Origin of the sequence: Sphingomonas sp. (genome assembly GCF_035714405.1) — a bacterium.
Lineage (GTDB): Bacteria > Pseudomonadota > Alphaproteobacteria > Sphingomonadales > Sphingomonadaceae > Sphingomonas.
Window position 1 is genome coordinate 1 of record NZ_DASTMA010000016.1, and the last position, 24,026, is coordinate 24,026.

The following is a 24,026-nucleotide window of genomic DNA, read 5'->3' on the forward strand; positions in this document are numbered from 1 at the left end:
CTACGGCTTCGTGCCCCACACCCTGTGCGGGGACGGCGACCCGCTCGATGCGCTTGTGGTGTCCCGCTCACCGTTCATCCCCGGCTGCGTGGTGCGCGTGCGGCCGATCGGCGTGCTGCTGCTGGAGGACGAGGCCGGCGGCGACGAGAAGCTGCTGACGGTGCCGATCGACGGTACCTTCCCTTATTACACCAAGGTCACCGAGAGTTCGCACCTGCCCGAGATCATCATGCAGCAGATCGAGCACTTCTTCACCCACTACAAGGACCTCGAGCCCAAGAAGTGGGTGCGGGTCGGCAGCTGGGGAAATGCCGAGGAGGCGCGCGCGATCACCAGCGCGTCGAGCGGATCGCCGTCGGGCGACAGCGTGTGCGGCACGAAGCCGTAATTGGCCGGATAGCGCATCGGCGTGTGCAGGATGCGATCGACGAACAGCGCGCCCGACTTCTTGTCGAACTCGTACTTCACCGGCTCGCCGCCGGTCGGTACCTCGATGATGACGTTGAGGTCGTCGGGCGGGTTCTTGCCGACGGGGATGAGGTCGATGCGCATGGCGAGTCCTGATGGGAGGACGATCGATGCTGCATTGCAGCACCGACCTGGTCGGGGGCGCTTAGCGCGGGGCCAGCAGTCGGTCGAGACCCGATTCGCCGCTGCCGATCTTCTGGAAGCGCGGATAACGCGGGCCGTCATGATAGGGGATGGCGACCTGGCGCACCCGCTGGCCGTCCTTGATCGTCAACTGGATCGGCTGCGTCGTGCCCTTGGCGGCCGCCACGGCCGTCTTCAGCCGGTCGCCGGTGAAGCTCTCGCCCCCCACCGCCAGGATCGTGGTGCCGATCTTGAACCCCGCCTTGAACGCCGGCCCATTCCAGATCACCGACGTCGCCTGACCATCGCGATCGGCGACGAGCCCGAGCGAATAGCTGAGGTCGGTGCCGCGCGCCCGCTCGGTCAGGCTGAAATATTTGGTCGGCTCGGGCGTGTAGACCAGCCGATAGCCGTTCATCGCAAAGCCGTTGATGGGCGCCGGCTTGCCGGTCTCGGTGATGCGGGTGCGCAGGAAGGTCGCCCAGTCGAACGCCACGATGCCGTTCAGCGTCGCCGCGACATCCTCGAACGTATAGGTCACCTCACCCCAATCGCCATCGCGGATGCCGAAAAAGGCCCGCGCGAAATCGTCGATCGACTTGGTCCCGCCGGACTTCTGGCGGAGCATGGCGTCGACCTCCATCCATACCAGCAGGCCTTCGTTGTAATAGTCCTCCGACCGCTGCCAGCTGACCCAACCTTTGGGCCGGCGCGCGGAGATGATCGGATCGTTGGTGGTGTCGACCATCGAGCGCCACTGACGGGCGGGCGCGGTGTCGTAGACCGCGGCGATGCCGGCGAGCGCGTCGAGCGTATCCTGCTTCGACACGATCCCCGAGCGCGCTTGCAGCACATAGCCCCAGAATTGGGTCTGCCCCTCATACACCCACAGCAGCGAGTTGCGCATCGGCGTGCGGTAGTCGGGCGTCCATAGATCGGCGCCGCGCCGGAACTTGCCGTCCCAGCTGTGCGTGAACTCGTGCGGCAGCAGGTTGCGGCGCGCGGTTGAGTTCTCCCAATCGGTCCAATAACCCGGATTGACGCCGTTCTCAGAGCTGCGGTGATGCTCCAGCCCGATGCCGCCGAGCTGGTCGGTGATCGACAGCAGGAAGACATAGCGGTCGTAATGCTGCGCGCCGAAGGTCTTCACCGCCTGATCGACCAGCCGCTTGTGGGTGTCGATCTGCGCCGGCGTGGCGGCGAGCTGCTTGGGATCGTCGGCGTACATCGCCAGGTCGACGCGCGGGCTCAGCGCCACCGTGCGGCCGTAGCGGCCCGCCAGGACCGGCGAGTCGACCAGCACCTCGTAGTTGGTCTTCTGGTAGGCGTAGGTGGAGCCCGTCGCGCGGGCCGGTAGCGCGCCCGAGGCTGTCCAGCCGGTCGGAAAGCGGACGGTCATCTGCACCGGGATCTGGCGGGTGTAATAGCCGGCGGGGTAGAGGCTGACGCGTTCCGGCTGCAGCGAGATCATCGTCGGCGTGACGACGATGCGGCCCTGATCCGCCTTGGTCGCCGACAGGAACTGGAACTCGACGTCGAGCTGGCGCGCGCCCGCCGGCACGTCGATGTGGAAGGCGTATACGTCCACCGTGTCGCGCGTCCACGGCAGCGTGCGGCCATTGGCGCGGATGACCAGCCCCGCGAGCTTCTCGATCTCGCCGCGCGGCGCATGGTTGCCAGGCAGCCACTTGGGGTAGAGCAGCGTCGTGCGGCCACCGCGATCCACCGGAATGACCTGCTTGACGCGCAGGATACCGCGATCGGTGTCGGTCGCGTCGACGTCGAGCTGCATCGTGCCGGGATAGGGAATGTCGCGCGCCGCCGGGATGGTGTCGACGAACGGCACCGGCTGGGGCGCGGAGTTGCCGGTCGGCACTTGGGCGAGCGCGGGAAGGGCGAAGGCGAGCAGGAGAAGGCCGGCGCGGCGCATGGAGGTCCTTCGAATAAGGAGACGAGGTCTGCGCGGCTTAAAGCCGGAAGGACGCGGGGCGTCTAGTGCCAAGCGGCTGGCAGATGGCGCTTTCCACTGACCGCGCGGCGGAAGTTTAGGGAAAGTTGAGGGTTAAACGCGTCGATCGAAGAGGCCGAAGTTGTCGAAGTTGGCACGAAACGCATCCATCGCGCGCGCACTCATAGCGGTGCCCGCTATCGAGGTCCGGGGATGAGAAAGAGCAGAAGGATGCGTGGCACGGCGAAAGGCTTGTAGGACAGCGGGTTCTGCGGCTCAGAGCAGCCGGTCCTGCGGCCTCTCCTCGCGGTCCGCCCGGCGGAACGCGGCATGGCTGTCGACCAGCGGGATGTCGGGCCGCTTGCCCGCGAACAGTTCGGCGAGCGTGATTATCTGCAGCCGGGCATGGCTGCGCCCGGTCGCCTCGGCAGTGAAGCGGCCGACGGCGGCGGCTTCGCGCTCCATCGCGCTCGTCGGCATCGCGGCGGTGATGAACACGCCGATCGGCGCCTTTTCGCGCTCCATCGCGGAATGGAGATCGCGGATCATCTGCACGCCGACGTTCGCGCCGCCCTTAACGGAGACGATCGCCTTTTCGGTGCGCTTGCCGTCGGGCTTGAAATAGATGATCCCGTCGATGCCGCCGTCCGCGCCCTTCCTCTTGCCGCCGAACGGCATCGCGTCGACCATCGACACCGCCCACCACTGGAACTGGTATTTGTCGCGCTCGGCGAGATCGCGGGCGCTGGCGAGGTCCTTGGGCGTGCCCTCCACGGTGAAGCCGATGCCCGGAAAAGCGTCCTTCAGCCGCTTCTCGATGAGGCTGATCGCGAGGTGGGTGACGTCGATGCCGATCCAGTTGCGCCCCAGCTTTTGCGCCGCGTGAACGGCGGTGCCGCAGCCGCAGAACGGATCGAGCACGACGTCGCCCGGGTTGGATGAGGCCGCGACGATACGCTCCAGCAGCGCGAGCGGTTTCTGGGTAGGATAGCCGAGGCGCTCCTTGGCATTGGGGTTGAGGACCGAGATGTCCCACCAGTCCGCCAGCGGGGTGCGCGCGTCGTCGTCGGTGCTCGTCGCCTTGCGAACGCCATTCTCGAACACGGCCTGCTGCTTGCGGCCGCCCCAGCGCTTCAGCGTACCGGGCGAGGGATCACCGTACAGCGTGTGGAACGTCGCCTTGCCGTCCTCGCGACTATAGAACAGAACGACGTCGTGATTGCGCACGAACTGGCCTTGCGCGACGCTCCACTTGCGATAGCACCAGATCACTTCGTTGCGGAAGTTGCGCTTTCCGAACACGCCATCGAGCAGCAGTTTCAGATAGTGCGACGCGGTCGGGTCGCAGTGCAGGTACAGGCTGCCGGTGGGCTTCAGCACGCGGTGCAGCTCCAGCAGGCGCACCGCCATCATCGCCAGATATGCCATCATGTCGTTCTCGCCCAGGAAAGCGCGCATTGCATTCAGGAGGTCGAACGCCTTGGTGTTGCCGCTGCGCGCGACCTGATCGAAGGCGTCCTCAGCGGTGTCGTTCCAGTGCCAGCTGTCCTCGAACGCCTCGATCTGCGCGTCCGCGCTGCCGCCGGTGGGGGAGCGGAAGAGGATGTTGTACGTCGCATTCGAATTGAACGGCGGATCGAGATAGACGAGGTCAACGCTGGCATCGTCCACCTGCGCACGCAGGACGGCGAGATTGTCGCCATAGTGGAGGCGGTTGCCGGGGTGGTTGGGCTGCATCCGCGGATTGAATCACGGGAAGCCGATCAAGTCGTGCCCGGTCCCGTTCGCCACGGTTGATGTGTTGAATCATCGTTGCCGATTATCGCCGGCTAAGTGACTCCGCAGCCTACGAAAGCGCTGGCCAGGAAATGCTCCGGTTCGGAGCTACCTCGCCACCCCGCTTTACCGGGCTCCATCTCTCCCCAGGTGCCGCTCTCGCGGCGCGATGGGATGCCGGCTCGGGCCGGCAAGGTGGGGTGAATCCGAGACGGCTGCGGCCGCCTTCGCACGACGACCGCTGCGGACAGTCGGTGGGTGCTAAGCCGGATTATGCTTCGCCAGGAAATCCTTGATGCTGCGCAGCAACTCCACGCGATCTGCCTCGCGCAGGAGATTATGCGTGTTCTCCTTCTGCTCAAGATACAGGAAGTCCTTGCCCTCCACCTTGCCGGCCTTTTTCAAGCGCGCGACGAAATCTCGCGCCTGCGCCACCGGTACGCGCTGATCCTTGGCACCGTGAACGATCAGGAGCGGCGCTGAGACCTCGCCGGCCTTCAGCGCTGGCGAGATATCGTCCAGGTTGCTGCTGGCGGAACCCAGCGCCTGCTTGGCCCGGTATCGGCCGAGGTAATTCCGATCGTAGGCCACCATCGCCGACATATCGACAGGCGCGGCGCCGGCGATCGCGCATCGGTATAGTTTGCCGTCGCGCTGTGCGGCGCGTGCGGACGCATAACCGCCATAGGACCAGCCGAACATGCACACGCGCGCGGAATCAACGATCCCCTGTTTGGCCAGGAACGGGATCGCATCGTTTAGGTCGTCGGACATGCGATACCCCCACTTGCCCTCCGCTTCGGCCTCCCACGCCCGTCCATAGCCGGTCGAGCCCCGGAAGTTCGGCTGGATGACCACATAGCCCAGTTCCGCGATCGCCTGTGCCCAGCCATAGGGATCCCAGTCGGCGTCGTCGCGCGACCATGGGCCCCCGTGCGGCAGCACTACCAGTGCCAGCTTGTTCTGGCCCGCCTTGTGACGTGGCATGGTCAGCACCGCCTCGATCTGCTTGCCGTCACCAGTGGGGTACCGGACCAACGAGACGGGATTGAGCTGCGCACCCTTCAGGGTGTCGTTCTGCCAGCCGATGAGCGAGATCGACCCTGCCGCCGTATCGAACAGGTAAAAGCCGGGCGCCTGGCCCAGCTTGGCCATGCGGAACACGATCTTCTCCCGAGCTCGGTCGGCACTCACGATGGCGACGTTGCCCGGCCCGCCGGTCTGCTCCAGTACGCTCTGGATCTCCTTGAGCCGCGGGTCGAACCATCGCATCTGCGTACGGTCGGTTGTGACGCTGACACCGTCCAGCCGATCGCCAGTGGGCGCGACCAATGCGCCGTCGATGTCATAGCCATCGGCGCCGAACACACGCTTGCCCAGTTTCAGGGTGGCGAGATCATATTCGTAGAGCGCGCGAAAGCCGTCCTTGCGGCTATAGGCATAGGCCTTGTCGCCCTTCAGCAGCAGCGCCGGGGCGACGACATCGTCATACAGGTTGGTTCGTTCGCGCACGATGGTGCGGAAGTTCTCGCCCGCGTTGCTGCGGTAGAGCATCCGCAGCTTGCCCGTATCGCCGTCACTGCTGCTGCCGAGACGGACCACGCCGGTCTCGTCCACGTCCCAGCTGCGCACCAGGATGTTCTGCGGCTGGACGACCTTGTACCGACCGGTCTCGCCGTCGACCTCGATCACCTCCGGCGTGGTGGTGCTGCGCAGATCCTTGTTGCTGATACGCTGCAACAGAACGCGCGGCGGTCCTTCCTGCGAGGCCCAGAGCAGGAACTGGCTGACGATCGAGTCGGTCCAGGCGAGCGGGATTGCCTTACGCGTGGTCCGATTCACCACCGCGAAGCGCTGGATGTTCTGCCAGTCGCCCATGTAATTCTCGCGATAGGAAATCGCGATCAGCAGGTGATCGTCGTCCAACCACCGCCAGGACTGGACCTGTCGGTCCCCTTCTTTGTTGGCGGCTTCCGCGCCGTCGCGCGAGATCAGCTCTGGCTTGCCGCCGGCCAGTGGCACGATGGCGAGAGCCTGACCGCCATTTGAACGCACCTTGAGCGCCAAGTACTTGCCGTTGGGCGACAAGCGCGGGCCGTCGAGCTGCGGAAACTGCGCGAACACTTCGACGGGCACGGGCTTGCTCGCCCATTCCGACCCGGGCTTCGAGACCTGCGCGGCTGCCGACGCAGCCGCCCCGAGGGCGCAAGCAAGCGAGAGCGCGCGCAGCAACATGATGAAATAACCCCGTTTACTCCCGGCATCTTAGCCCGGCCATTGTACGGGACAACCCGCTCCCTTGTGGCCGGACAAGAAAATGGAGACCCGTCACGGGCGAGGCTCCATCGCTCGACACGCAGGCCTGAACGTCACCCGCCGCCGTTGGCCGCCAGTGCCGCCAGCAGCAGCAGCGCCACGATGTTGGTGATCTTGATCATCGGATTGACCGCCGGGCCGGCGGTGTCCTTGTAGGGATCGCCGACCGTGTCCCCGGTCACCGCCGCCTTGTGCGCCTCGGAGCCCTTGCCGCCGTGGTTGCCGTCCTCGATATACTTCTTGGCATTGTCCCAGGCACCGCCGCCGCTGGTCATCGAGATCGCGACGAACAGACCGGACACGATCACGCCGAGCAGCATCGCGCCGAGCGCGGCGAAGCCCTGACCCTGGCCTGCCACTGCGGTGATGATGAAGTACACCGCGATCGGCGACAGCACCGGCAGCAGCGAGGGGACGATCATCTCGCGGATGGCGGCGCGCGTGACGATGTCGACGGTGCGACCGTAATTGGGACGGCTGGTGCCCTCCATGATGCCGGGGTTATCGCGGAACTGCGCGCGGACGTCCTCGACCACATGGCCCGCCGCGCGGCCGACGGCGGTCATGCCGAATGCGCCGAACAGATAGGGCAGCAACGCGCCGAGCAGCAGCCCGACGATGACGTATGGGTTTGACAGCGAGAAATCGACGGTGACCTCAGGGAAGAATTCCTTCAAATCGGCCGTGTACGCCCCGAACAGGACCAGCGCGGCGAGTGCCGCCGAGCCGATCGCATAGCCCTTCGTCACCGCCTTGGTGGTGTTGCCGACTGCGTCGAGCGCGTCCGTGCGCTGGCGCACCTCATCGGGCAGCCCCGCCATCTCGGCGATGCCGCCGGCATTGTCGGTGACCGGGCCATAGGCGTCGAGCGCCACCACCATGCCGGCCAGCGCGAGCAGCGAGGTCGCCGCGAAGGCGACGCCGATGATGCCGGCGAGCTGGAAGGTCGCGATCACCGCCACCACGATCACCAGCGTCGGCAGCGCGGTCGATTCGAGGCTGATCGCCAGCCCCTGGATGACGTTGGTGCCGTGGCCGGTCTCGGACGCCTTGGCGATCGACTTGACCGGCCGATAGTTGGTGCCGGTGTAGTATTCGGTGATCCAGACCAGCAGGCCGGTAACAGCGAGCCCGATCATCATGCACCAGAACAGGCTCCAGCCGGTGAAGCTGAGCTGGTCGCCGCTCTGCACCGCGGTATTCACGACCAGCGGTGCGGTGGTCGGGTCGATCTGCGTGGAGGCGCTGATCACCGCGTTCATGTCGCCCAGCGTCAGCACGGTCGCGAGATAGATCGCCGGCACGGCCAGGCCCGCGGTGACCCAGAAGCCCTTGTACAGCGCGCCCATGATAGACTGCCCGCGGCCGAGCCGGACGAAATAGGTGCCGATGATTGATGTGATGATGCACACCCCGCCGACGATCAGCGGCAGGCTCATCAGCGCGAGCAGGTTGGCCGCCTCGGGCACCAGCAGCGCGATCGAGACCATGGTGAGGCCGAGCGTCACGACATAGGTCTCGAACAGGTCGGCGGCCATGCCGGCGCAGTCGCCGACATTGTCGCCGACATTGTCCGCGATCACGGCAGGGTTGCGGGGGTCGTCCTCCGGAATGCCCGCCTCGACCTTGCCGACCAGGTCGGCGCCGACATCGGCGGCCTTGGTGAAGATGCCGCCGCCGAGCCGCGCGAAGATGGAGATCAGCGATGCCCCGAACGCGAGCGCGGTCAGCGCCTCGATGATGTGGCGGCGGTCCGCGCCGACGGCGAGGTCCATTTCGCCTGGTCCGAGGAGATACCAGAAGATGCCGGCGATCGATAGCAGGCCTAGCCCCGCCACGAGCATGCCGGTGATCGCGCCCGAGCGGAACGCGGTGGTCAGCCCGCCCTGCAGCGAGGTCCGCGCCGCCTCTGCCGTGCGGACGTTGGCGCGCACCGAGATGAACATGCCGACATAGCCCGCCACGCCCGACAGGATCGCGCCGATTAGAAAGCCGACCAATGAGATCGTCCCCAGCGTCAGCGCCAAGATCACCGCGACGACGGCGCCGACCACCGCGATGGCGGAATATTGGCGGCCCAGATAGGCCTTGGCGCCCTCCTGGATCGCGGCGGCGATGTCCTGCATCTTGGCGTCGCCAGCCGGCTGGCGCAGCACCTGTGCCGATGTGAACGCCCCATACAGCACGGCGATCAGGCCGCACAGAATGGCAAGGTAAACCGCAGTCATCATCTTCCCCCATTGCACCCGCCGGTTTCCGGTCAGGCATGTCGGCGCAGCCTATAGGCGCGCTGCCGATGCTGGCAAGCCGTTCAGCTTGCGCCATGTTCCCAGCCGAGACGAGCCGGCAGCGGCACCGGCCTGCCGCTATCGTTGAGCGTCAGCCCGGCGCCGACCGAAAAGCCTCCAACCCGGGTGGCGGCGACGGGCGGGGTCAGTCCCTCCGCCAGCGCGAACAGCAGCTCGTAATCGTCCCCGGCGGTCGCGGCGGCGAGTGGGTCGGGATCGAAAGCGCGCAGGGCCGGGGAGAGCGGCACGGTGTCAAGCTCCACCGTCACCGCCAGGCCGCTCGCCGCCGCCATCCGCCCGGCGTCGATCAGCAGGCCGTCCGACACGTCGCACATCGCGGCGACGACGGGTGCCAGCGCGCGACCTTCGGCCAGGCGCGGCCGCGGCCGGTGGTAAGCGGCGAGCAGCGGGTCCGGTCCGCTTTCCCCGCGCGCGATACGTAGACCGGCGCCGGCGTCACCGATCGTCCCCGTCACCCACAGCCCGTCGCCCGCCCGCGCGCCGCTCCGCGCCGGGGCAACGGCGTCGCGTCCTAAAGCGGTCACGGTCAGCACGCGCGGAACGCCGGGCGGAAGCGACACCGTGTCGCCGCCGATGAGCGAGCAGCCGAACGCCGCCAGCGCCACTCCGAAACCTTCGACGAACGTCGCATCCCAGCCGGCGGTCGATAGCGGGTAGTTGAGCAACACCCCCTCCGGCACCGCGCCCTTGGCGGCCAGGTCGGACAGGTTCACCGCCAAGAGCTTCCACGCCACGTCGGCGGGAGGGTCGTCGGCCAGGAAATGCACGCCCTCGACCAGCGTATCGGTGGTCACCACCAGGCCCGCTACAACCGCCACGTCGTCGCGTAGCGCGCGCGCGCCCGGATGGAGCGGCAGCGCGCGCAGCGCAGCGAGGAAGGCGGCTTCGGTCACGCCTGTGTCATAGGCGCCGGACGCTTGGCGTAACAGCCGCGCCTGCCAACCCGCCGGTCAGGACAAAGCCAGTTGCAACCTTGGCGCCGGCGCCGGCGTCGTCGGCATCTCTTTTCCCGCCAATAATGCGTAGCGATCGGCAAAGTCGGCGTGGATCGCCCTGATCTCGGGCGACACCGCGCTTGCGGCCATGATGCGCGCGTGGCGTTCGCGCGATCGGTAGTATTCGGCGTGGTTGAGCTCGGACATCGGCGTTCTCAAGAACGAGGGCGAGGACACGCGAACAGGCGCTGAGCAAGCACCACGCCACTATCGTCGCCAATCAGGCGCTCCGCATTAACTCCCGTCAAACCAACGCCTTTTTTGTCCGGTGCCGACCCGATGTACCGCCGTCATCCGCGCGCTGCTCAGCCGCGCACGTCCCTGGCGATGTTGTCGAGCAGACCGTTCACGAACCCGGCTTCGCGGCGATCGTAAAAGGCATGCGCGACATCGACATATTCGCTGATGACCGCGCCGACCGGCACGTCGGCGCGGGCGAGCAACTCATAGGTGCCGCAGCGCAGGATCGCTTTCATCGGCTTGTCGAGCCGCGCGAGGCTCCAGCCGCTGGCGAGCTTGCCCTCTATATGGCGGTCGATCTCGCCGGCCCTGGCGTTCGTCCCCTTCACCAGGTCATCGAAGAAATCGACCTCGGCGTCGGCATATTCCTCGCCCTCGATCGTCGCGCCGAGCCGGTGGTTGTGGAACTCGTGGAGCAGCGTCGGGATCGGGGTGCGCTCCATTTCGTGCTGGTACAGCGCCTGGACGGCGGCGAGACGCGCGGCGGCGCGGGCGGTGGTACGGGTCTGGGCGCGGGGCATCGGACGCGGCATGTAGGCGCGGAGCGCCGCGCCGTCACCCCTAGCGGTTGAGGCGCAGCCTGAGCGCCACCGAGCGGGCATGGGCAGGGAGGCCCTCTGCCTCCGCCAGCCGCACCGTCGCGGGGCCGAGTTCGCGCAGCGCGTCCTCGTCGAGCTGCAGAAAGCTGGTGCGCTTCATGAAGTCGAGCACCGACAGGCCGCTGGCGAAGCGCGCGCGGCGGCCGGTCGGCAGGACATGGTTCGGCCCCGCGACATAGTCGCCGATCGCCTCGGGCGTGTGCCGGCCCATGAACACAGAGCCGGCGTGACGCACCCGGTCGAACAGCGCCTGCGGATCGTCGACCGCGAGCTGGAGGTGCTCGGGTGCGAGCCGGTCAACGAGCGGCATCGCCTCGCCGAGCGTCTCAACCGTCACGATCGCGCCGTTCGCGTCCCACGCCTGGCGCGCGACGGCCTGGGTCGCGAGTTCGCCGAGCTGCCGCTCCACGGCCTGCGCCACGGCTTGCGCGAAGGCCTCGTCGTCGGTGAACAGGATGGACTGGGTGGTGGTATCGTGCTCGGCCTGGCTGAGCAGGTCGGCGGCGATCCAGTCCGGATCGTTCCGCGCGTCGGCGACGACGACGATCTCGCTCGGTCCCGCCACCATGTCGATGCCGACGACACCGTAGAGCTGGCGCTTGGCCTCCGCGACCCAGGCGTTGCCGGGGCCGGTGACCACGTCGACGGCTGGGATCGGCCCGGCGCCATAGGCGAGCGCCGCCACGCCTTGTGCGCCGCCGACCCGCCATACCTCATCGACGCCGGCGAGATGCGCGGCGGCGAGGACCAGCGGGTTGATCTGCCCGTCAGGCGTCGGAGTCACCATCGCCAGCCGCTCGACGCCGGCGACCCGCGCCGGGATCGCATTCATCAGCAGCGACGAGGGGTAGGCGGCGCGGCCGCCCGGCACATAGATGCCAGCCGCGTCCACCGCGCGCCAACGCGCGCCGAGCCTGACGCCCGCGGCATCGGTATAATCGCTGTCCGCCGGCCGCTGCTTCTCGTGGTAGGCGCGGATGCGCTCGGCGGCGAGTTCCAGTGCCTCGCGCAGTTCGGGCTCGAGCGCGTCGAAGGCGTCGGCGCAGGTTCCGGGCTCGATCCGCCAGCCGGTTTCCGTCAGGTCATGCCGGTCGAGCTTGAGCGTATACGCCCGGACCGCCGCCTCTCCCTCGTCGCGCACGCTGCGGATGATCGCGGCGACATCGCGGCTGACATCGGCGGAGGATTCACGCCTAGCATCGACCAGCGCGTCGAAGGTGGCAGCGAAGCCGGGATCGCGGGTGGAGAGGTGCTGCATCAGGCCGCCACCGCGCGCCGGAACGCCTCCACCAGCGGGACCACGTCGGGCCGCGTCTTCATCGCCGCGCGGTTGACCACCAGCCGCGAGGTGACCTCAGCGATCACCTCCACCTCGACCAGCCCGTTCTCCATCAGCGTCCGCCCAGAGCTGACCAGATCGACGATCCGTGGTGCCAGCCCGAGCATTGGCGCCAGTTCCATCGCGCCGTTGAGCTTGACGCACTCGGCCTGCACACCACGCGCCGCGAAGTGCGCCTGCGTGATGTGGGGGTATTTGGTGGCAACGCGGACATGGCTCCAGCCGCGCGGGTCGTCCGCGTCCGCCATCGCGGCGGGCTCCGCGACCGAGATGCGGCAATGGCCGATGCCGAGATCGACAGGGGCGTAGAGCTCGGAATAGGCGAACTCGGCGAGCACGTCGGAGCCGACGATGCCGAGCTGTGCGGCGCCATGCGCGACGAAGGTCGCGACGTCGAAGGCGCGGACGCGGATCAGCGCGATGCCGGGATCGTCGGTTGCGAACTTCAGGGCGCGGCTGTCCTCGTCGAAGAAGGCCGCCTCCGGCCGTACGCCGGCGCGCGCCAGCAGCGGCTGTGCCTCCTTGAGGATGCGCCCCTTGGGAACGGCGATGATGAGGGGTTGCGGCACGGGCGGGCTTTACGGGCCGGTCTTCGCAGGTGCAACTTGCCCGCGGGAGGATCGCGACGTGGCAGACGAGGCAGGCAACCGCGAGGCGTTCGAGATCCAGCGCTTCTATTGCGAGAAGATGGGCGCGCCGATCTATGCGCGGCTGTGCGGCGCGATCGCGCACGGGCTGACGCGGGACAGCCGGACGGGCGCGCGGGTGCTCGACTGGCCGGGCGAGCCGACGCGGGATGCCTTGCCGCTGCGGCTGATCGGCGGGCTGCATGCGCTGGTGCTGGCGGGGGCCGACGCCGGACTGGCGCAGGTGTTCCGGGGCGAGGTGACCGACGGGGCAGCGATCGCCGAGCGGGTGAACGCGGCGCTGGTCGCGCATGACGACGCGGTGTGGCCGTGGCTTGACGGGCCGCCGCAGACCAACGAGCCGGGGCGTTCGGGCGCGCTGATGGTGGGATTGATGGAAGCGGCGCGGCGGCATGGGCCGAAGCTGGAGGTGCTGGAGATCGGCTCGAGCGCGGGGCTGAACCTGCTGATCGACCGTTTCGGCTTCGATCTGGGCGGCACCCGTGTCGGGCCGGCCCATTCTCCCGTGACGATCCGGCCCGAGTGGCGCGGTGTGCCGCCCAGGCCAGCACCACTGGAGATCGTCTCGGTGCGCGGCAGCGACATCCAGCCGCTCGATGCGACCGACCCGTCGGTGGCGGCGCGGCTGATGGCCTATGTCTGGGCGGAGACGCCGGCGCGCGCCGAGCGGTTGCGTGGGGCGGTCGCCATGTTGCGGGAGCAGGGCGTCGATCTGGTGCGGGCAGACGCCGCCGAATGGGTGGAGGCGCGACTGGCGGAGCCGCAGGCGGCGGGCGTCACGCGGGTGCTGATGCACTCGGTGGTCTGGCAGTATCTGGCCGGTGCGGTTGCCGACCGCGTCCGCGCGGCGATGATCGCGGCGGGTGAGCGCGCCACGGCGGAGCGGCCGCTCGCCTGGGTGATGATGGAGCCCGATCGCGCCTTCGCGCACCAGGTGGTGCAGGTGCGCAGCTGGCCGGGGCATGCCGAGTGGGCGGCGATCGCGACGGCGCATGCGCATGGGACGTGGGTGTCGAACGGGGTGGCGGACGAGGATCGCCGGCGGTTTGACCTGCCGGAGACGGCGGCGGTGAAGGCGGGGTGATCCCCGTCTAAGCATCCACCTGGTCGGAACAGCATCCTCTCCGGCGAAGGCCGGGGTCCAGTCACGACGCACTCGCGAGGGCGTACGCTCTTCGTTGCTCACCGCAGCTGGACCCCGGCCTTCGCTGGGGAGGATGGCAAGCGAGGATCTTAGATTCCCCACCGCCGCATCGCGTCGATCACCGCCTTCGCATCCTCCCACGGCACGAAATGCCCCGCGCCTTCGATCCGCTCGACCGTGAGGTCGGGGACGAAGGGTTCGAGCTCCAGCTGCACCGGCAGCAGCGCCTTGTCGGCCATGCCCCAGATCACCAGCGTCCGCTGCGTCACCGGCGGGAACGGCGCGTCGAGGAAGGCGGGGCGGGGCGGCTCCTCGTCCATCGCCGGCACGATGAAGCTCGACGCGCGGTACCAGTTGAGCATCGCCGTCATCGCGCCGGGCTGCCCCCATTCGTCGAGATAGGCAGCCTTGTCCTTGCCGACGACGGCGCTGGTCAGCACCTGCGCGAAGGTGGAGGCGAAAAACCGCTCCAGCCCGGTGCCGGTAAGCCCCTGGTCGAGCGAGGTGTCGCGGAAGCGGTTGATGTACTGGCTGGCAGCACGCTGGTCGCGGTCGTCGAACAGCGAACGCTGGAAGACGAAGGGGTGCGGCGCGTTGACGATCACCAGCCGCTCGACCCGGCCGGGGTGCTGCAGCGCTGCCATCCAGGCGATCGCACCGCCCCAGTCGTGGCCGACCAAGGTGAACCGGTCGATCTCGAAGTGGTCGGCCAGCGCCAGCAGGTCGGCGACGATCTTGTCGGCGGTATAGCTCTCCACGCCCTGCGGCTTGGACGAGCGCGCATAGCCGCGCTGGTCGGGCGCGAGCACGAAATGGTCGCGGGCGAGGTCGGGGACGATGTCGCGCCAGGTCCGGTGCGATTCAGGGAAGCCGTGGAGCAGGATCACCGGCGGCCGGTCACGCGAGCCGGCGACCTGGACGTCGAGGTCGACGCCGGTGGGGAGGCTCACACGGTCCATCGTATCTGTCACGGCATTCCCCTCCCGCTGGCGGGAGGGGCTAGGGGAGGGGATGTCCCATGGCGCGTCCCGCAGTCATATCGACATGCCCTCCCCCAACCCCTCCCGCAAGCGGGAGGGGAGCTTAGGGGCGTCCTCCCGCAAGCGGGAGGGGAGCGCAAAAGCGTCCTCCCGCGAGCATGACGCGTCATGGATAGCTCACGGTCAGCGGCCGGTCGGGGAGCGGGATCGCTTCGAGTTGATCGTCCGGCACCAGCGGGAAGGCGCCGGCGCGCCAGTCGCGCTTGGCCTGTTCGATCCGGTCGGGGCGCGAGGAGACGAAGTTCCACCACACATGCCGCGGCGTCGCGAACGCATCGCCGCCGCACAGCATCACGCGCGCGCCGGTGGCCGAGCGCAAGGTCGCGCGGACGCCGGGGCGCAGGACGTAGAGGCGCGTCGGCTCCAGCCGCATCCCCTCCAGCGTCGCGTCCCCGTCGTGGAGATAGACGGCGCGCTCGTCGGCGCTGTCGTCGACCGGGAGCGCCGACCCGGGCGCCAGGTCGATGGCCGCATAGACGGTGCCGGCGTGGGTCGTGGTCGGCGCCCTTGCGCCCCAGAGCTGGCCCATGATGATCCGCGCGGTCGCGCCGTCCTGTTCGATCACCGGCAGGTCGGCGGCGGGAACGTGCTGGAAGTCGGGATCGGTCTCTTCCACCGCATCCGGCAGCGCCAGCCACGTCTGGATGCCCGACAGCGCCGGGCCGGCCGCGCGCTCGTCGCCGGGCGAACGCTCGGAATGGACGATGCCGCGCCCCGCCGTCATCAGATTGACCGCGCCCGGCTCGATCCGCTGGCGCGTCCCCAGCGAATCGCGATGGTCGATCGCGCCGGCGAACAGATAGGTGACGGTGGACAGGTTGATGTGCGGATGCGGCCGCACGTCGATGCCTTCGCCGGTCGGCAGCACCGCCGGGCCCATCTGGTCGAAGAACAGGAACGGCCCGACCATCGTCCGCTCGCGCGCCGGCAGCACGCGATGGACCTTGAACCCGCCGAGATCGTGGGTGACGGGTTCGAGCACCTGTTCGATGAAACTATCCTGCACTGAGCGGCTCCGTCTGCTGGAGGAGGGCGACGATGTCCTCGGGGAAGACCGGCTCGTCGAGCGCGGCGAGCTCGGACGCCGTGAACCAGCGCCAGCTCTGCATGACTTGCTGTTCGAGTTCGGTGTGGCCCGCGCTGGTCACCTCGACCGCATCGACGTCCACGCGGAAATAGCGCTCGTCGGCGGTGACCTCGACCCCTTCGATGGTCAGGAAGTCGACGGTGCGGCGCGCCACCTGCGGCCCGCAGTCGCGGTCGAGGCCGACCTCCTCCAGCAGCTCGCGCCGCGCCGCCTGCTCGTACGTCTCGCCGTCATCGACCTTGCCGCCGGGCGTGCACCAGAAGGCGGGGCGGCCGTCGTACGGCGTGAAGCGGAACAGCAGCACCCGGCGCTGCCCGTCGACGAGCAGGATGCGCGCGGCGGGACGCGGCTGCCTCATTCCCCGGGTGCCTTCGCCTTGATCGCAAGTGCGTGGATGTGACCCGGGTCGATCAGGTCGGCCAGCGCCTTGTTGACCAGCCGCTGCCGCGCGACGCGCGACAGGCCGGCGAAGGCGGCGCTCTCCACCATCACGGTGAAGTGCGACTCGCCCGAACCGTCATCGCCCATATGGCCCGAATGCTGCCAGCTGTCGTTGCTGACCGTCAGCGCGGAGGGTTGAAGGGCGGCGCTAAGCCGTTGTTCTATCTGGCTGGCCATGCTGGCGGGAGCGTTCATGGCACCTATATAGCCGGTTTTTGCCGGGGAGCACGGTGTCAGCGGACAAGAAGGAACGGCCGAGCCCGCGCTTCCACGGACGGGTGGAGGCGAACGGGCGCGTGTGCGCCGAGCCGGGCTGTGCCGAGCCGGGGGAGTTCCGCGCGCCGCTGCTCGACCATGTGCCGACCGGGCGAGACGGCCCGCCGCCGGTGCGTTGGCTGTGCCTCGACCATGTCCGCGCGTTCAACGCCAGGTACAATTTTTTCAATGGCATGAGTGCCGAAGAGATCAACATGGCGCAGCGGCCCTATGCCGGCTGGGAACGCGAGACGCGTGCCTTCTCCGGGGTGGACCGGGGACCGCGCTGGGCGGACTTCGCGGACCCGCTGGATGCGATCGCCGCGCGCTTCCGACGCGAGCCCGCGGCCGATCGCGGCGACGGCAAGCCGCTGTCGGGGCAGGATCGCGCCAGCCTGAAGGTATTGGGCCTGGCCGCCGACGCCGACCGGATGGCGTTGCGCAAACGCTATTCGGAGCTGGTCCGCCGCTTCCACCCCGATCGCAACGGCGGCGATCGCAGTCACGAGGGCGAGTTGCAGCGGGTGATCGCGGCTTATCAGCAGCTGCGTCAGGCGCCGGCCTTTGCCTGACCGAGGCGCGCGGAAGTACACGATCTACAGCATACGGGTCGGCGGAAACCGCCTCCTTCTGGGCCAGGTCAGACTGCAGCACGTCAAGCGCGCCGGCGAGGCGTTCGGTCGCGTCCGCGGCGGTCGGGCGGCGCTGATCCACCGCGTCGCCATAGCGTTCCGGAAGCAGGCGTTGGAGGAGGAACATGGCGAGCCGGTCGTCATAGGTCCGCCGCTCGCCGACCTGTTTGCCGCGATAGAAGATGGGCCGCGCGACGCCGTTGATGGCGCGGCCGAGCGTCGTGTCGGCAAGGCGGGCGGCGCCCTGGGCGAGCGCATGATCCCACGCCTGCCGGAACGCGCCCGCGTCGGGACGGTCGCGCAGGGTATAGGCGGCGCGCGGCGTCTTGCCGACGGCGCGGCATGACTCCGCCACGCAGGCGGTTTCGGCGAGCGCCTGGATGAAGGCGGTTTGCCGCGCGGGCGTCCAGCCGTCGTGGCGGGCGCGGACGGGCACGGGCGTGAAGGCGAGGGGGTTGCTCATCAGGCAGGATGGAGCAGATCGCGGCCGTGTAGGACAGCGGGAAACGCGGCGAGCTGCCAGGCGGCCAAGCCTCAGTTGAGCCAGTCCTCGCAGAGCAGGCCAGGCACCCGTTCGAACTCCCGCAGGTTGCCCGTCACCACCGCCAGACCACGGCTGCGTGCGTGGCCGGCGATCAGCGTGTCGAACGTGCCGATGCCCAGACCCTTGCGCTCCAGCTCGGCCCGGATCTCGCCTGCATGCGCGGCGGCAGCTTCGTCGTACGACAAGACTTCCAGCCGCCCCGCCATGTTCTCCACCTGCTGACGGTTGTCTGTCGGGCGGGCCGACTTGGCAGCACCGTGGAGCAGCTCGGTCAGCACGATCGTCGAGATGCACAGTTCGCTTGCATGGGCATTGAACCGCTCGCGCATGGAGGGCGGCCGGTCGCGCAGAACCCGGATGCAGACGTTGGTGTCGAGCAGGTAGCGAAGCATCAGAATGCCTCGCGCTCTTGCCAGGCGGGCTGTTCGCGCGGCGGCAGGTCGATACCGTCGCGCGCGAAGAAGTCGTCCCAGATAGCGTTCGACGGCACGACTACGCGGCGGTTTCCTTCCCGCAGGATCGTCACTTCCCTAACCGCTTCCGGAAAAGCCACGTCGCGGGGCAGTCGCACCGCCTGTGATCGGTTCGACTTGAACAGAACGGTGCGGGTCACGCTTCACCTCATCGTATATCCTGTTTGGATATACGATGAGGAAGGTTGGTGGCAAGGCCCTACCAGCGGCCCTCCGCGATCGCGGCTTGGCGCGCCCGTTCGCGGGCGCTGGTCGATTGCGGTCCCGCCCAGCCATGGTCGATCGCGGCGGCGGGTTCATAGGTGGCGATGACCGCGCCGGTGCGGGTCACCTTGTGGTCGACCTGCCGCAGCGCCAGCGCCGGCGTTGCATCGCCGAACAGCCGCTTGCCGGTGCCGAGCACGACCGGGAAGATCATCAGCGTCAGCCGGTCGAGCAGCCCTGCCGCGAGCAGCGGGCCATAGAGCGTGCTGCTGCCCTGGATCAGCAGGTCGGGGCCGTCGCCCTCCCTGATGGCGCGGAGCTCGTCGAGGCTGCCCAGCTTGTGGCTGTTGGACCAGCCGAGGTCGGGGGTACCGCGGGTCAGGACATATTTGCGGGCGCGGGTGAACGCCTCGCCCATGGCGATGGCGGCGGCGTCGCCCTCGTACTTCCCCGTGCGGTCGAACACCTCGCCGATGCCCGTCGCCTCACCGCCGACATAGGGCCAGTAGGCCGCGAAGATGTCGTAGGTGCGGCGGCCGAGCAGCAGGTCGTATTCGCTGCCGAAGAACGCGTCGATCGCGGCGCCGACCTCCTCGTCGAAGAAGGGCGGCAACCAGCCGCCGTGCGCAAAGCCGCCGGACGGATCTTCGCTCGGCCCGCCCGGGGCCTGGATCACGCCGTCGAGCGAAACGAAGGCACTGCCACGGATCCTACGCATCGGTCTGGTCTCCACGCCGCGCGGCCTCGATCGCAGCGACGTCGATCTTTCTCATCGGCATCATCGCCGCGAAGGCGCGCCTGGCCTCCTCGCCGCCCGCGGCCATCGCGTCGGTCAGCACCCGCGGGGTGATCTGCCACGACAGGCCCCATTTGTCGCGACACCAGCCGCACTGGCTCTCCTCGCCGCCATGGCCGACGATCGCGTCCCAGTAGCGGTCCGTCTCGGCCTGATCCTCGGTCCCGACTTGGAAGGAAAAGGCTTCGGAATGCTTGAACATGGGTCCGCCGTTGAGGCCGACGCACGGGATGCCCAGCACGGTGAATTCGACGGTGATGACGTCGCCCGCCTTGCCGCTCGGATAGTCGGACGGCGCGCGATGCACGGCGGTGACGGCGGTGTCGGGGAAGACGGAGGCGTAGAAGTTCGCCGCCTCCTCCGCCGTGCCGTCATACCACAGGCAGATCGTGTTCTTGCCCATCTCAGCCCTCCTGCCGGCGCGCGCCGACCAACGCAAAGGCGACGCCCTGCGGGTCGATGCCCTTCATCGAGAAGGCGCCGCCGGGGATCTCGGTGGGCTCCTCGACCACGCGGCCGCCCTGCGCGGTGACGTGCGCGTAAGCGGCGTCGATGTCGGCGACGCGGAAATAGTGCGACCAGGCGGGTAGCGGCGTATCCGGCATCATCGGCATCACCGCGCCCATCATCCCCTTCGCGCCGTGCCGCAGGAAGGTGTAGATGCCGAGCGGGCCCATCTCCATCTCACCGTCCTTCACCCAGCCGAAGCGCTGTCCGTAGAAGGCGAGCGCCGCGTCGGGATCGGGCGTCATCAGCTCGTTCCAGGCACAGTGGCCGACGCGCGGCCGATCGTAGGAGAAGGACAGGCTTTGTGCGTCGGGCGCATCCTCGGGCAGGGTGGGCGCCATGACATAGAAGACGGCGCCCGCCGGGTCGGCTACCAGCGCGAAGCGGCCGACGCCGGGGATGTCGGCAGGCGGCATGTGGACGGCACCGCCGCCGTCGGTCACCGATTTCGCCATCGCGTCGACGTCATCGACGCCGACATAGCCGAGCCAGGCGGCGGGCATGCCCTCGCCGGCCGGCATCAGCCCGCCGATATCGGCCTCCGGGCTCGCGAAGATGCGATAGTCCACGCCCGGCATGCCGGCGTCGCGGAAGCTCCAGCCAAGCATCGGGCCGTAAAAGGCCTGGGCCGCGTCCGCGTCGGGGGTGAGCAGCTCGTACCAGATGTGGTCGCCATGGGGGCTCGTCATGTCGTGTCTCCTCAGGCGTCGACGATGGCGCGGAAGCCGCCGAAGATCATGCGCGGGCCGTCGAACGGCATCGGATCGCCCGGCTGCATGCGCGGGTCCGCCATGACCTTTTTCATGCCAGCGTCGCGGGTTTCCTTGTCGGGCCATTCGATCCAGGAGAAGACGATTTTCTCGCCCTTTTGGAGTTGCACGGCACGGCGGAAGTCGGTCGTCTTGCCGTCGGGCACGTCGTCTTCCCAGCCCTCGACGACGCGGGTGGCGCCATGCTCGCGGAAGATCGGCGCCGCCTTGGCCGCGAAGTCGCGATACGCCTCTTCCGTGGTGCCGGCGAGGACGGGGGCGAGGAATCCGTCGATATAGCTCATGGCTGCTCTCCTACAGGCATTGGGTCAGGCGGCGGGCGTCAGCCCGGTGGCGATGGCGAGCGCGGTGACGGCAAAGGCGGCGAGGCCGACCAGCAGCGCACGGCAGCGGCCCGGAAACAGCATGGCTCAGGCGGCCTGCCGGGCAGCGGCGGCGGCCGACGTCACCGGCTCCGGCGACGAGCTCCAGGCGGCCATCGCCTTGTCGACGTCCATCCACATGATTTCGACGATATGGCCGTCGAGATCCTCGAAGCTGCGCCCGTACATATAGTCGCTCATCTCCTGGCGCGGCGTCGGGTCGGGCGTACCGCCGGCGGCCACCGCCTTCGCCAAGGTGGCTTCCACCGCGTCGCGGCTGTCCTCCGACAGGCAGATCAGCACCTGCGCGGTGCTGCGCGCGTCGGGGATCGTCTTGGGCGTGAAGGTGCGGAAGAATCCGTGGCTCAGCAGCATGAAGGTGATGGTGTCGGAGAACACGACCGCGTTCCCGGCGCCGGCCTGGCTGAAGCGCTCGTCCTTGGTGGCGCCGATCGCCTGGTAGAAGGCGGTCGCCCGTTCCACGTCGGCGACCGGCAGGTTCACGAAGATCATCTTGGCCATAGCGGCATCCCTCCTCTCGAATCGGTGTTGCATTGTCTGACGTCTTAAGTTATCAAAAGCAACCATGAAGTTAGAAAAGGTGATAAGAGGCGGCGGGAGCGCGGAAAAGCGTTGGTATGATGACGCCTGCGGCACGGCACTGGCGCTGGAGTTCGTCGGCGAGCGGTGGTCGCTGCTCGTCATCCGCGAGTTGATGTTCGGGCCGCGCCGGTTCGGGGAGATCAAGGCGAACCTGCCGGGGATCAGCGCCAATGTGCTGACGCAGCGGCTGGAGAGCCTGAAGGGTGCGGGAATCGTCGTGCGGCGGCGGTTGCCGTCGCCCGCCAACGTCCAGGTCTATGACCTGACCGACTGGGGGCGGGAGGCCGAGGTCGCCATCCGCGAGATGGGGCGCTGGGCGGCGCGCTCGCCGCGGCACGATCCATTCGCCTTCATGTCGACCGCATCGGCGATGATCTCGCTGCGGACGCTGATCGACCCCGTGGCCGCTTCGGCGCTGACCGCGACGGTGGCGTTCCGCTTTCCCGCCGATGGCTTTGTCGCGACCTTGGCCGCGGGCGCGCTGGCGATCGTGCGCGGCGAAACGGCGAACGCGGACGTCACCTTCACCGGGGACACGATGGCGTTGCGGCGGACGTTCTATGGCAAGGAAGGCTTCGATCGGGAGGGTCTGCTCCAGGTCGTGGGTGACCGCGTGCTCGCCGAACGCTTCGTCGACCTGTTCCGCCTGCCGGAGAAGATCGGCTGAACGGCGACGTGGGTTGTTGAGTCCGCGGCGTCGCTTGCCCTAAGGGTCGGGTGAAAGGCCTTTCATGACCGACCTGCCGAACACCCAGCCCGACAGCCGCGACAAGTGTCTGCTCGACGCGCCCGACAAGATGGTGAGCGTGCGCGAGCTGTTCGGGCTCGACAGCGACATGCAGGTGCCCGCCTTCAGCGAGGCGGACGAGCGGGTGCCCGATCTCGACCCCGCTTACGTCTTCGACCCCGACACTACGCTGGCGGTCTGCGCCGGCTTTGCGCACAACCGGCGGGTGATGGTGCAGGGCTATCACGGCACCGGCAAGTCGACGCATATCGAGCAGGTCGCGGCGCGGCTGAAATGGCCGTGCATCCGCATCAACCTGGACGCGCATATCAGCCGCATCGACCTGGTCGGGCGCGACGCGATCGTGCTGCGCGAGGGCCAGCAGGTGACCGAATTCCGCGAAGGCCTGTTGCCCTGGGCGCTGCAGACGCCGACCGCGCTGGTGTTCGACGAGTATGACGCCGGGCGGCCGGACGTGATGTTCGTGATCCAGCGCGTGCTGGAGACCGAGGGCAAGCTGACGCTGCTCGACCAGAACCGCGTGATCCGCCCCAACCCGTTCTTCCGCCTGTTCGCGACGGCCAATACCGTGGGGCTGGGCGATACGTCCGGGCTGTATCACGGCACGCAGCAGATCAACCAGGGCCAGATGGACCGCTGGAACATCGTCGTCACGCTCAACTACCTGCCCGCCGCGACCGAGGCGCAGATCGTGCTCGCCAAGTCGGGCGAATATGACAAACCCGGCGGCAAGGCCACCGTGGACAACATGGTCCGCGTCGCCGACCTGACGCGGCGGGGATTCGTCAACGGCGACATCTCGACCGTGATGAGCCCGCGCACCGTCATCACCTGGGCGCAGAACGCACTGATCTTCGGCGACGTCGGCTTCGCGTTCCGCCTGTCGTTCCTCAACAAATGCGACGAGGAGGAGCGTCCGCTGGTCGCCGAATATTACCAGCGCGTGTTCGGCAAGGACCTGCCGGAAAGCGTGGTGGGGAAGGCGTGACGAAGACGGAGGCTCTTGACCGCTTGCGCGCGCGTGAGATGGAATTGCGCGCCATGGGGATACAGCGGCTGTCGCTCTTCGGATCGACTGCCCGCAGTGAGGCGCACTCGGTCTCCGACATCGATCTGGCGGCGACAATGGACTATGATCAGGTCCGGGCACTCGGCCCGTTCGGCTTCTTTGGCATCGAGGAGCGGATCGCGGCGATGCTGGATGCAAAGGTCGATCTCGTCACCGAGCCGGCGCGTCATCCACGGCTGCAGGGGGAAATCGATCGTGACCGCGTCACTGTTTTCTGAGCGCGTCCGGCGGCGGCTGCTTGATATCGTTGACGATATCGACCGCCTGACCGGGTTCGTTTCTGGATTGGATGTCGACGCCTTTGCAGCCGACGAGCGAACGGTGCTGGCAGTCGAGCGGCTACTTCAGCGGATCACCGAGGCGGTTGTTCAAATCGGTGTTGACCAAATGGCGCAACTTGCACCCGACATGCCGGTCGGCAAAATTGGGGCGCTGGGCAATCGCCTGCGACACGATTATGGCAAAGTCGACCCGGCGCTCCCACTGATGATCGCGTGCGAGGATCTGCCCGGCCTGCGCGCGGCCGCCGTCGCGGGGCTGGTACGATAATGCCGACCGATACCCCCCTAGATCGCTTCATGTCCGTCCTCG

28 protein-coding genes and 1 pseudogene are annotated in these 24,026 nt (G+C 68.0%); 8 read left to right on the top strand and 21 right to left on the bottom strand.

All coding sequences use genetic code 11. From position 1 onward, the window contains the following. A partial coding sequence (locus VFQ64_RS06320) for an inorganic diphosphatase (protein ID WP_325102460.1) occupies positions 1-388 on the top strand: 388 nt, incomplete at its 5' end. Here VFQ64_RS06320 and VFQ64_RS15595 read toward each other — a convergent pair. The 10 genes and pseudogenes from VFQ64_RS15595 to hisG form a co-directional block, all read right to left on the bottom strand. Next, positions 361-693 (bottom strand): annotated as a pseudogene (locus VFQ64_RS15595) (inorganic diphosphatase); the annotation flags it as partial. The gene VFQ64_RS06320 and the pseudogene VFQ64_RS15595 sit on opposite strands and share 28 nt — an antisense overlap. Continuing rightward, on the bottom strand, positions 614-2,521 hold the full coding sequence (locus VFQ64_RS06330) for a peptidase M61 (RefSeq protein WP_325102461.1): 1,908 nt from the start codon (positions 2,519-2,521) through the stop codon (positions 614-616). The gene VFQ64_RS06330 and the pseudogene VFQ64_RS15595, both read right to left, overlap by 80 nt. A 294-nt stretch (positions 2,522-2,815) precedes the next feature. Then, entirely contained in the window at positions 2,816-4,276 is a 1,461-nt protein-coding gene (locus VFQ64_RS06335) for a DNA methyltransferase (protein WP_325102462.1), read from the bottom strand. A 300-nt stretch (positions 4,277-4,576) separates the two neighbouring features. Further along, on the bottom strand, positions 4,577-6,451 hold the full coding sequence (locus VFQ64_RS06340; protein ID WP_325102463.1) for a S9 family peptidase: 1,875 nt from the start codon (positions 6,449-6,451) through the stop codon (positions 4,577-4,579). A 233-nt stretch (positions 6,452-6,684) separates the two neighbouring features. Then, the gene (locus tag VFQ64_RS06345; RefSeq protein WP_325102486.1) at positions 6,685-8,859 is read right to left on the bottom strand and encodes a sodium-translocating pyrophosphatase; all 2,175 of its coding nucleotides are present in this window, start codon (positions 8,857-8,859) and stop codon (positions 6,685-6,687) included. A gap of 83 nt (positions 8,860-8,942) precedes the next feature. Continuing rightward, the gene (gene thiL, locus VFQ64_RS06350) at positions 8,943-9,833 is read right to left on the bottom strand and encodes a thiamine-phosphate kinase (RefSeq protein ID WP_325102464.1); all 891 of its coding nucleotides are present in this window, start codon (positions 9,831-9,833) and stop codon (positions 8,943-8,945) included. A 57-nt stretch (positions 9,834-9,890) separates the two neighbouring features. Then, entirely contained in the window at positions 9,891-10,082 is a 192-nt protein-coding gene (locus tag VFQ64_RS06355) for a hypothetical protein (protein ID WP_325102465.1), read from the bottom strand. A gap of 158 nt (positions 10,083-10,240) precedes the next feature. Next, positions 10,241-10,696 carry a transcription antitermination factor NusB gene (gene nusB, locus VFQ64_RS06360; RefSeq protein ID WP_325102466.1) on the bottom strand — a complete coding sequence of 152 codons (456 nt, stop codon included), beginning with the start codon at positions 10,694-10,696 and terminating at the stop codon, positions 10,241-10,243. A 40-nt stretch (positions 10,697-10,736) separates the two neighbouring features. Continuing rightward, positions 10,737-12,032 carry a histidinol dehydrogenase gene (gene hisD, locus VFQ64_RS06365; protein WP_325102467.1) on the bottom strand — a complete coding sequence of 432 codons (1,296 nt, stop codon included), beginning with the start codon at positions 12,030-12,032 and terminating at the stop codon, positions 10,737-10,739. Beyond that, positions 12,032-12,682, bottom strand: a complete 651-nt coding sequence (hisG, locus tag VFQ64_RS06370; RefSeq protein ID WP_325102468.1) for an ATP phosphoribosyltransferase — start codon at positions 12,680-12,682, stop codon at positions 12,032-12,034. The genes hisD and hisG overlap by 1 nt, the downstream gene beginning before the upstream one ends. Positions 12,683-12,740: 58 nt before the next feature. On the opposite strand from hisG, the gene VFQ64_RS06375 reads away from it, so the two are divergent. Further along, on the top strand, positions 12,741-13,844 hold the full coding sequence (locus VFQ64_RS06375) for a DUF2332 domain-containing protein (protein WP_325102469.1): 1,104 nt from the start codon (positions 12,741-12,743) through the stop codon (positions 13,842-13,844). Between the two features lie 149 nt (positions 13,845-13,993). Here VFQ64_RS06375 and VFQ64_RS06380 read toward each other — a convergent pair whose 3' ends face one another. The 4 genes from VFQ64_RS06380 to VFQ64_RS06395 form a co-directional block, all read right to left on the bottom strand. After that, on the bottom strand, positions 13,994-14,863 hold the full coding sequence (locus tag VFQ64_RS06380; protein ID WP_414712873.1) for an alpha/beta fold hydrolase: 870 nt from the start codon (positions 14,861-14,863) through the stop codon (positions 13,994-13,996). A gap of 187 nt (positions 14,864-15,050) precedes the next feature. Continuing rightward, positions 15,051-15,950, bottom strand: a complete 900-nt coding sequence (locus tag VFQ64_RS06385; protein WP_325102471.1) for a pirin family protein — start codon at positions 15,948-15,950, stop codon at positions 15,051-15,053. Continuing rightward, complete coding sequence (locus VFQ64_RS06390; protein WP_325102472.1) at positions 15,940-16,389, bottom strand: NUDIX hydrolase; 450 nt, start codon at positions 16,387-16,389, stop codon at positions 15,940-15,942. Before VFQ64_RS06390 ends, VFQ64_RS06385 begins: the two co-directional genes overlap by 11 nt. Beyond that, on the bottom strand, positions 16,386-16,667 hold the full coding sequence (locus VFQ64_RS06395; RefSeq protein WP_325102473.1) for a BolA family protein: 282 nt from the start codon (positions 16,665-16,667) through the stop codon (positions 16,386-16,388). Before VFQ64_RS06395 ends, VFQ64_RS06390 begins: the two co-directional genes overlap by 4 nt. Before the next feature lie 83 nt (positions 16,668-16,750). Here VFQ64_RS06395 and VFQ64_RS06400 point away from each other — a divergent pair, with 83 nt between their 5' ends. Then, a complete protein-coding gene (locus tag VFQ64_RS06400; RefSeq protein WP_325102487.1) occupies positions 16,751-17,299 on the top strand; it encodes a J domain-containing protein in 549 nt (182 codons plus the stop codon). Further along, positions 17,292-17,705 (top strand): hypothetical protein, encoded by a 414-nt coding sequence (locus VFQ64_RS06405; RefSeq protein WP_325102474.1) that lies wholly within the window; start codon positions 17,292-17,294, stop codon positions 17,703-17,705. The genes VFQ64_RS06400 and VFQ64_RS06405 overlap by 8 nt, the downstream gene beginning before the upstream one ends. A gap of 188 nt (positions 17,706-17,893) precedes the next feature. On the opposite strand, the gene vapC is transcribed toward VFQ64_RS06405, so the two are convergent. The 7 genes from vapC to VFQ64_RS06440 all read right to left on the bottom strand — a co-directional run bounded on the left by vapC (position 17,894) and on the right by VFQ64_RS06440 (position 21,537). Then, the gene (gene vapC, locus VFQ64_RS06410) at positions 17,894-18,295 is read right to left on the bottom strand and encodes a type II toxin-antitoxin system tRNA(fMet)-specific endonuclease VapC (protein ID WP_325102475.1); all 402 of its coding nucleotides are present in this window, start codon (positions 18,293-18,295) and stop codon (positions 17,894-17,896) included. Beyond that, positions 18,295-18,516, bottom strand: a complete 222-nt coding sequence (gene vapB, locus VFQ64_RS06415; protein WP_325102476.1) for a type II toxin-antitoxin system VapB family antitoxin — start codon at positions 18,514-18,516, stop codon at positions 18,295-18,297. The genes vapC and vapB overlap by 1 nt, the downstream gene beginning before the upstream one ends. A 59-nt stretch (positions 18,517-18,575) precedes the next feature. Further along, positions 18,576-19,298 (bottom strand): dihydrofolate reductase family protein, encoded by a 723-nt coding sequence (locus VFQ64_RS06420; protein ID WP_325102477.1) that lies wholly within the window; start codon positions 19,296-19,298, stop codon positions 18,576-18,578. Next, a complete protein-coding gene (locus tag VFQ64_RS06425; RefSeq protein ID WP_325102478.1) occupies positions 19,291-19,779 on the bottom strand; it encodes a VOC family protein in 489 nt (162 codons plus the stop codon). The genes VFQ64_RS06420 and VFQ64_RS06425 overlap by 8 nt, the downstream gene beginning before the upstream one ends. Position 19,780: 1 nt before the next feature. Continuing rightward, a complete protein-coding gene (locus tag VFQ64_RS06430) occupies positions 19,781-20,572 on the bottom strand; it encodes a VOC family protein (protein WP_325102479.1) in 792 nt (263 codons plus the stop codon). An 11-nt stretch (positions 20,573-20,583) separates the two neighbouring features. Further along, complete coding sequence (locus VFQ64_RS06435) at positions 20,584-20,937, bottom strand: DUF1428 domain-containing protein (RefSeq protein WP_325102480.1); 354 nt, start codon at positions 20,935-20,937, stop codon at positions 20,584-20,586. A gap of 126 nt (positions 20,938-21,063) precedes the next feature. Continuing rightward, positions 21,064-21,537 (bottom strand): VOC family protein, encoded by a 474-nt coding sequence (locus tag VFQ64_RS06440; protein ID WP_325102481.1) that lies wholly within the window; start codon positions 21,535-21,537, stop codon positions 21,064-21,066. 64 nt (positions 21,538-21,601) lie between these two features. Here VFQ64_RS06440 and VFQ64_RS06445 point away from each other — a divergent pair, with 64 nt between their 5' ends. The 4 genes from VFQ64_RS06445 (at position 21,602) to VFQ64_RS06460 (ending at position 23,984) form a co-directional block, all read left to right on the top strand. Further along, complete coding sequence (locus VFQ64_RS06445; protein ID WP_325102482.1) at positions 21,602-22,285, top strand: winged helix-turn-helix transcriptional regulator; 684 nt, start codon at positions 21,602-21,604, stop codon at positions 22,283-22,285. Between the two features lie 64 nt (positions 22,286-22,349). Then, on the top strand, positions 22,350-23,354 hold the full coding sequence (gene cobS / locus VFQ64_RS06450; protein ID WP_325102483.1) for a cobaltochelatase subunit CobS: 1,005 nt from the start codon (positions 22,350-22,352) through the stop codon (positions 23,352-23,354). After that, a complete protein-coding gene (locus tag VFQ64_RS06455; RefSeq protein ID WP_325102484.1) occupies positions 23,351-23,653 on the top strand; it encodes a nucleotidyltransferase family protein in 303 nt (100 codons plus the stop codon). Before cobS ends, VFQ64_RS06455 begins: the two co-directional genes overlap by 4 nt. Further along, on the top strand, positions 23,631-23,984 hold the full coding sequence (locus VFQ64_RS06460; protein WP_325102485.1) for a DUF86 domain-containing protein: 354 nt from the start codon (positions 23,631-23,633) through the stop codon (positions 23,982-23,984). Before VFQ64_RS06455 ends, VFQ64_RS06460 begins: the two co-directional genes overlap by 23 nt. Positions 23,985-24,026: the final 42 nt, after the last annotated feature.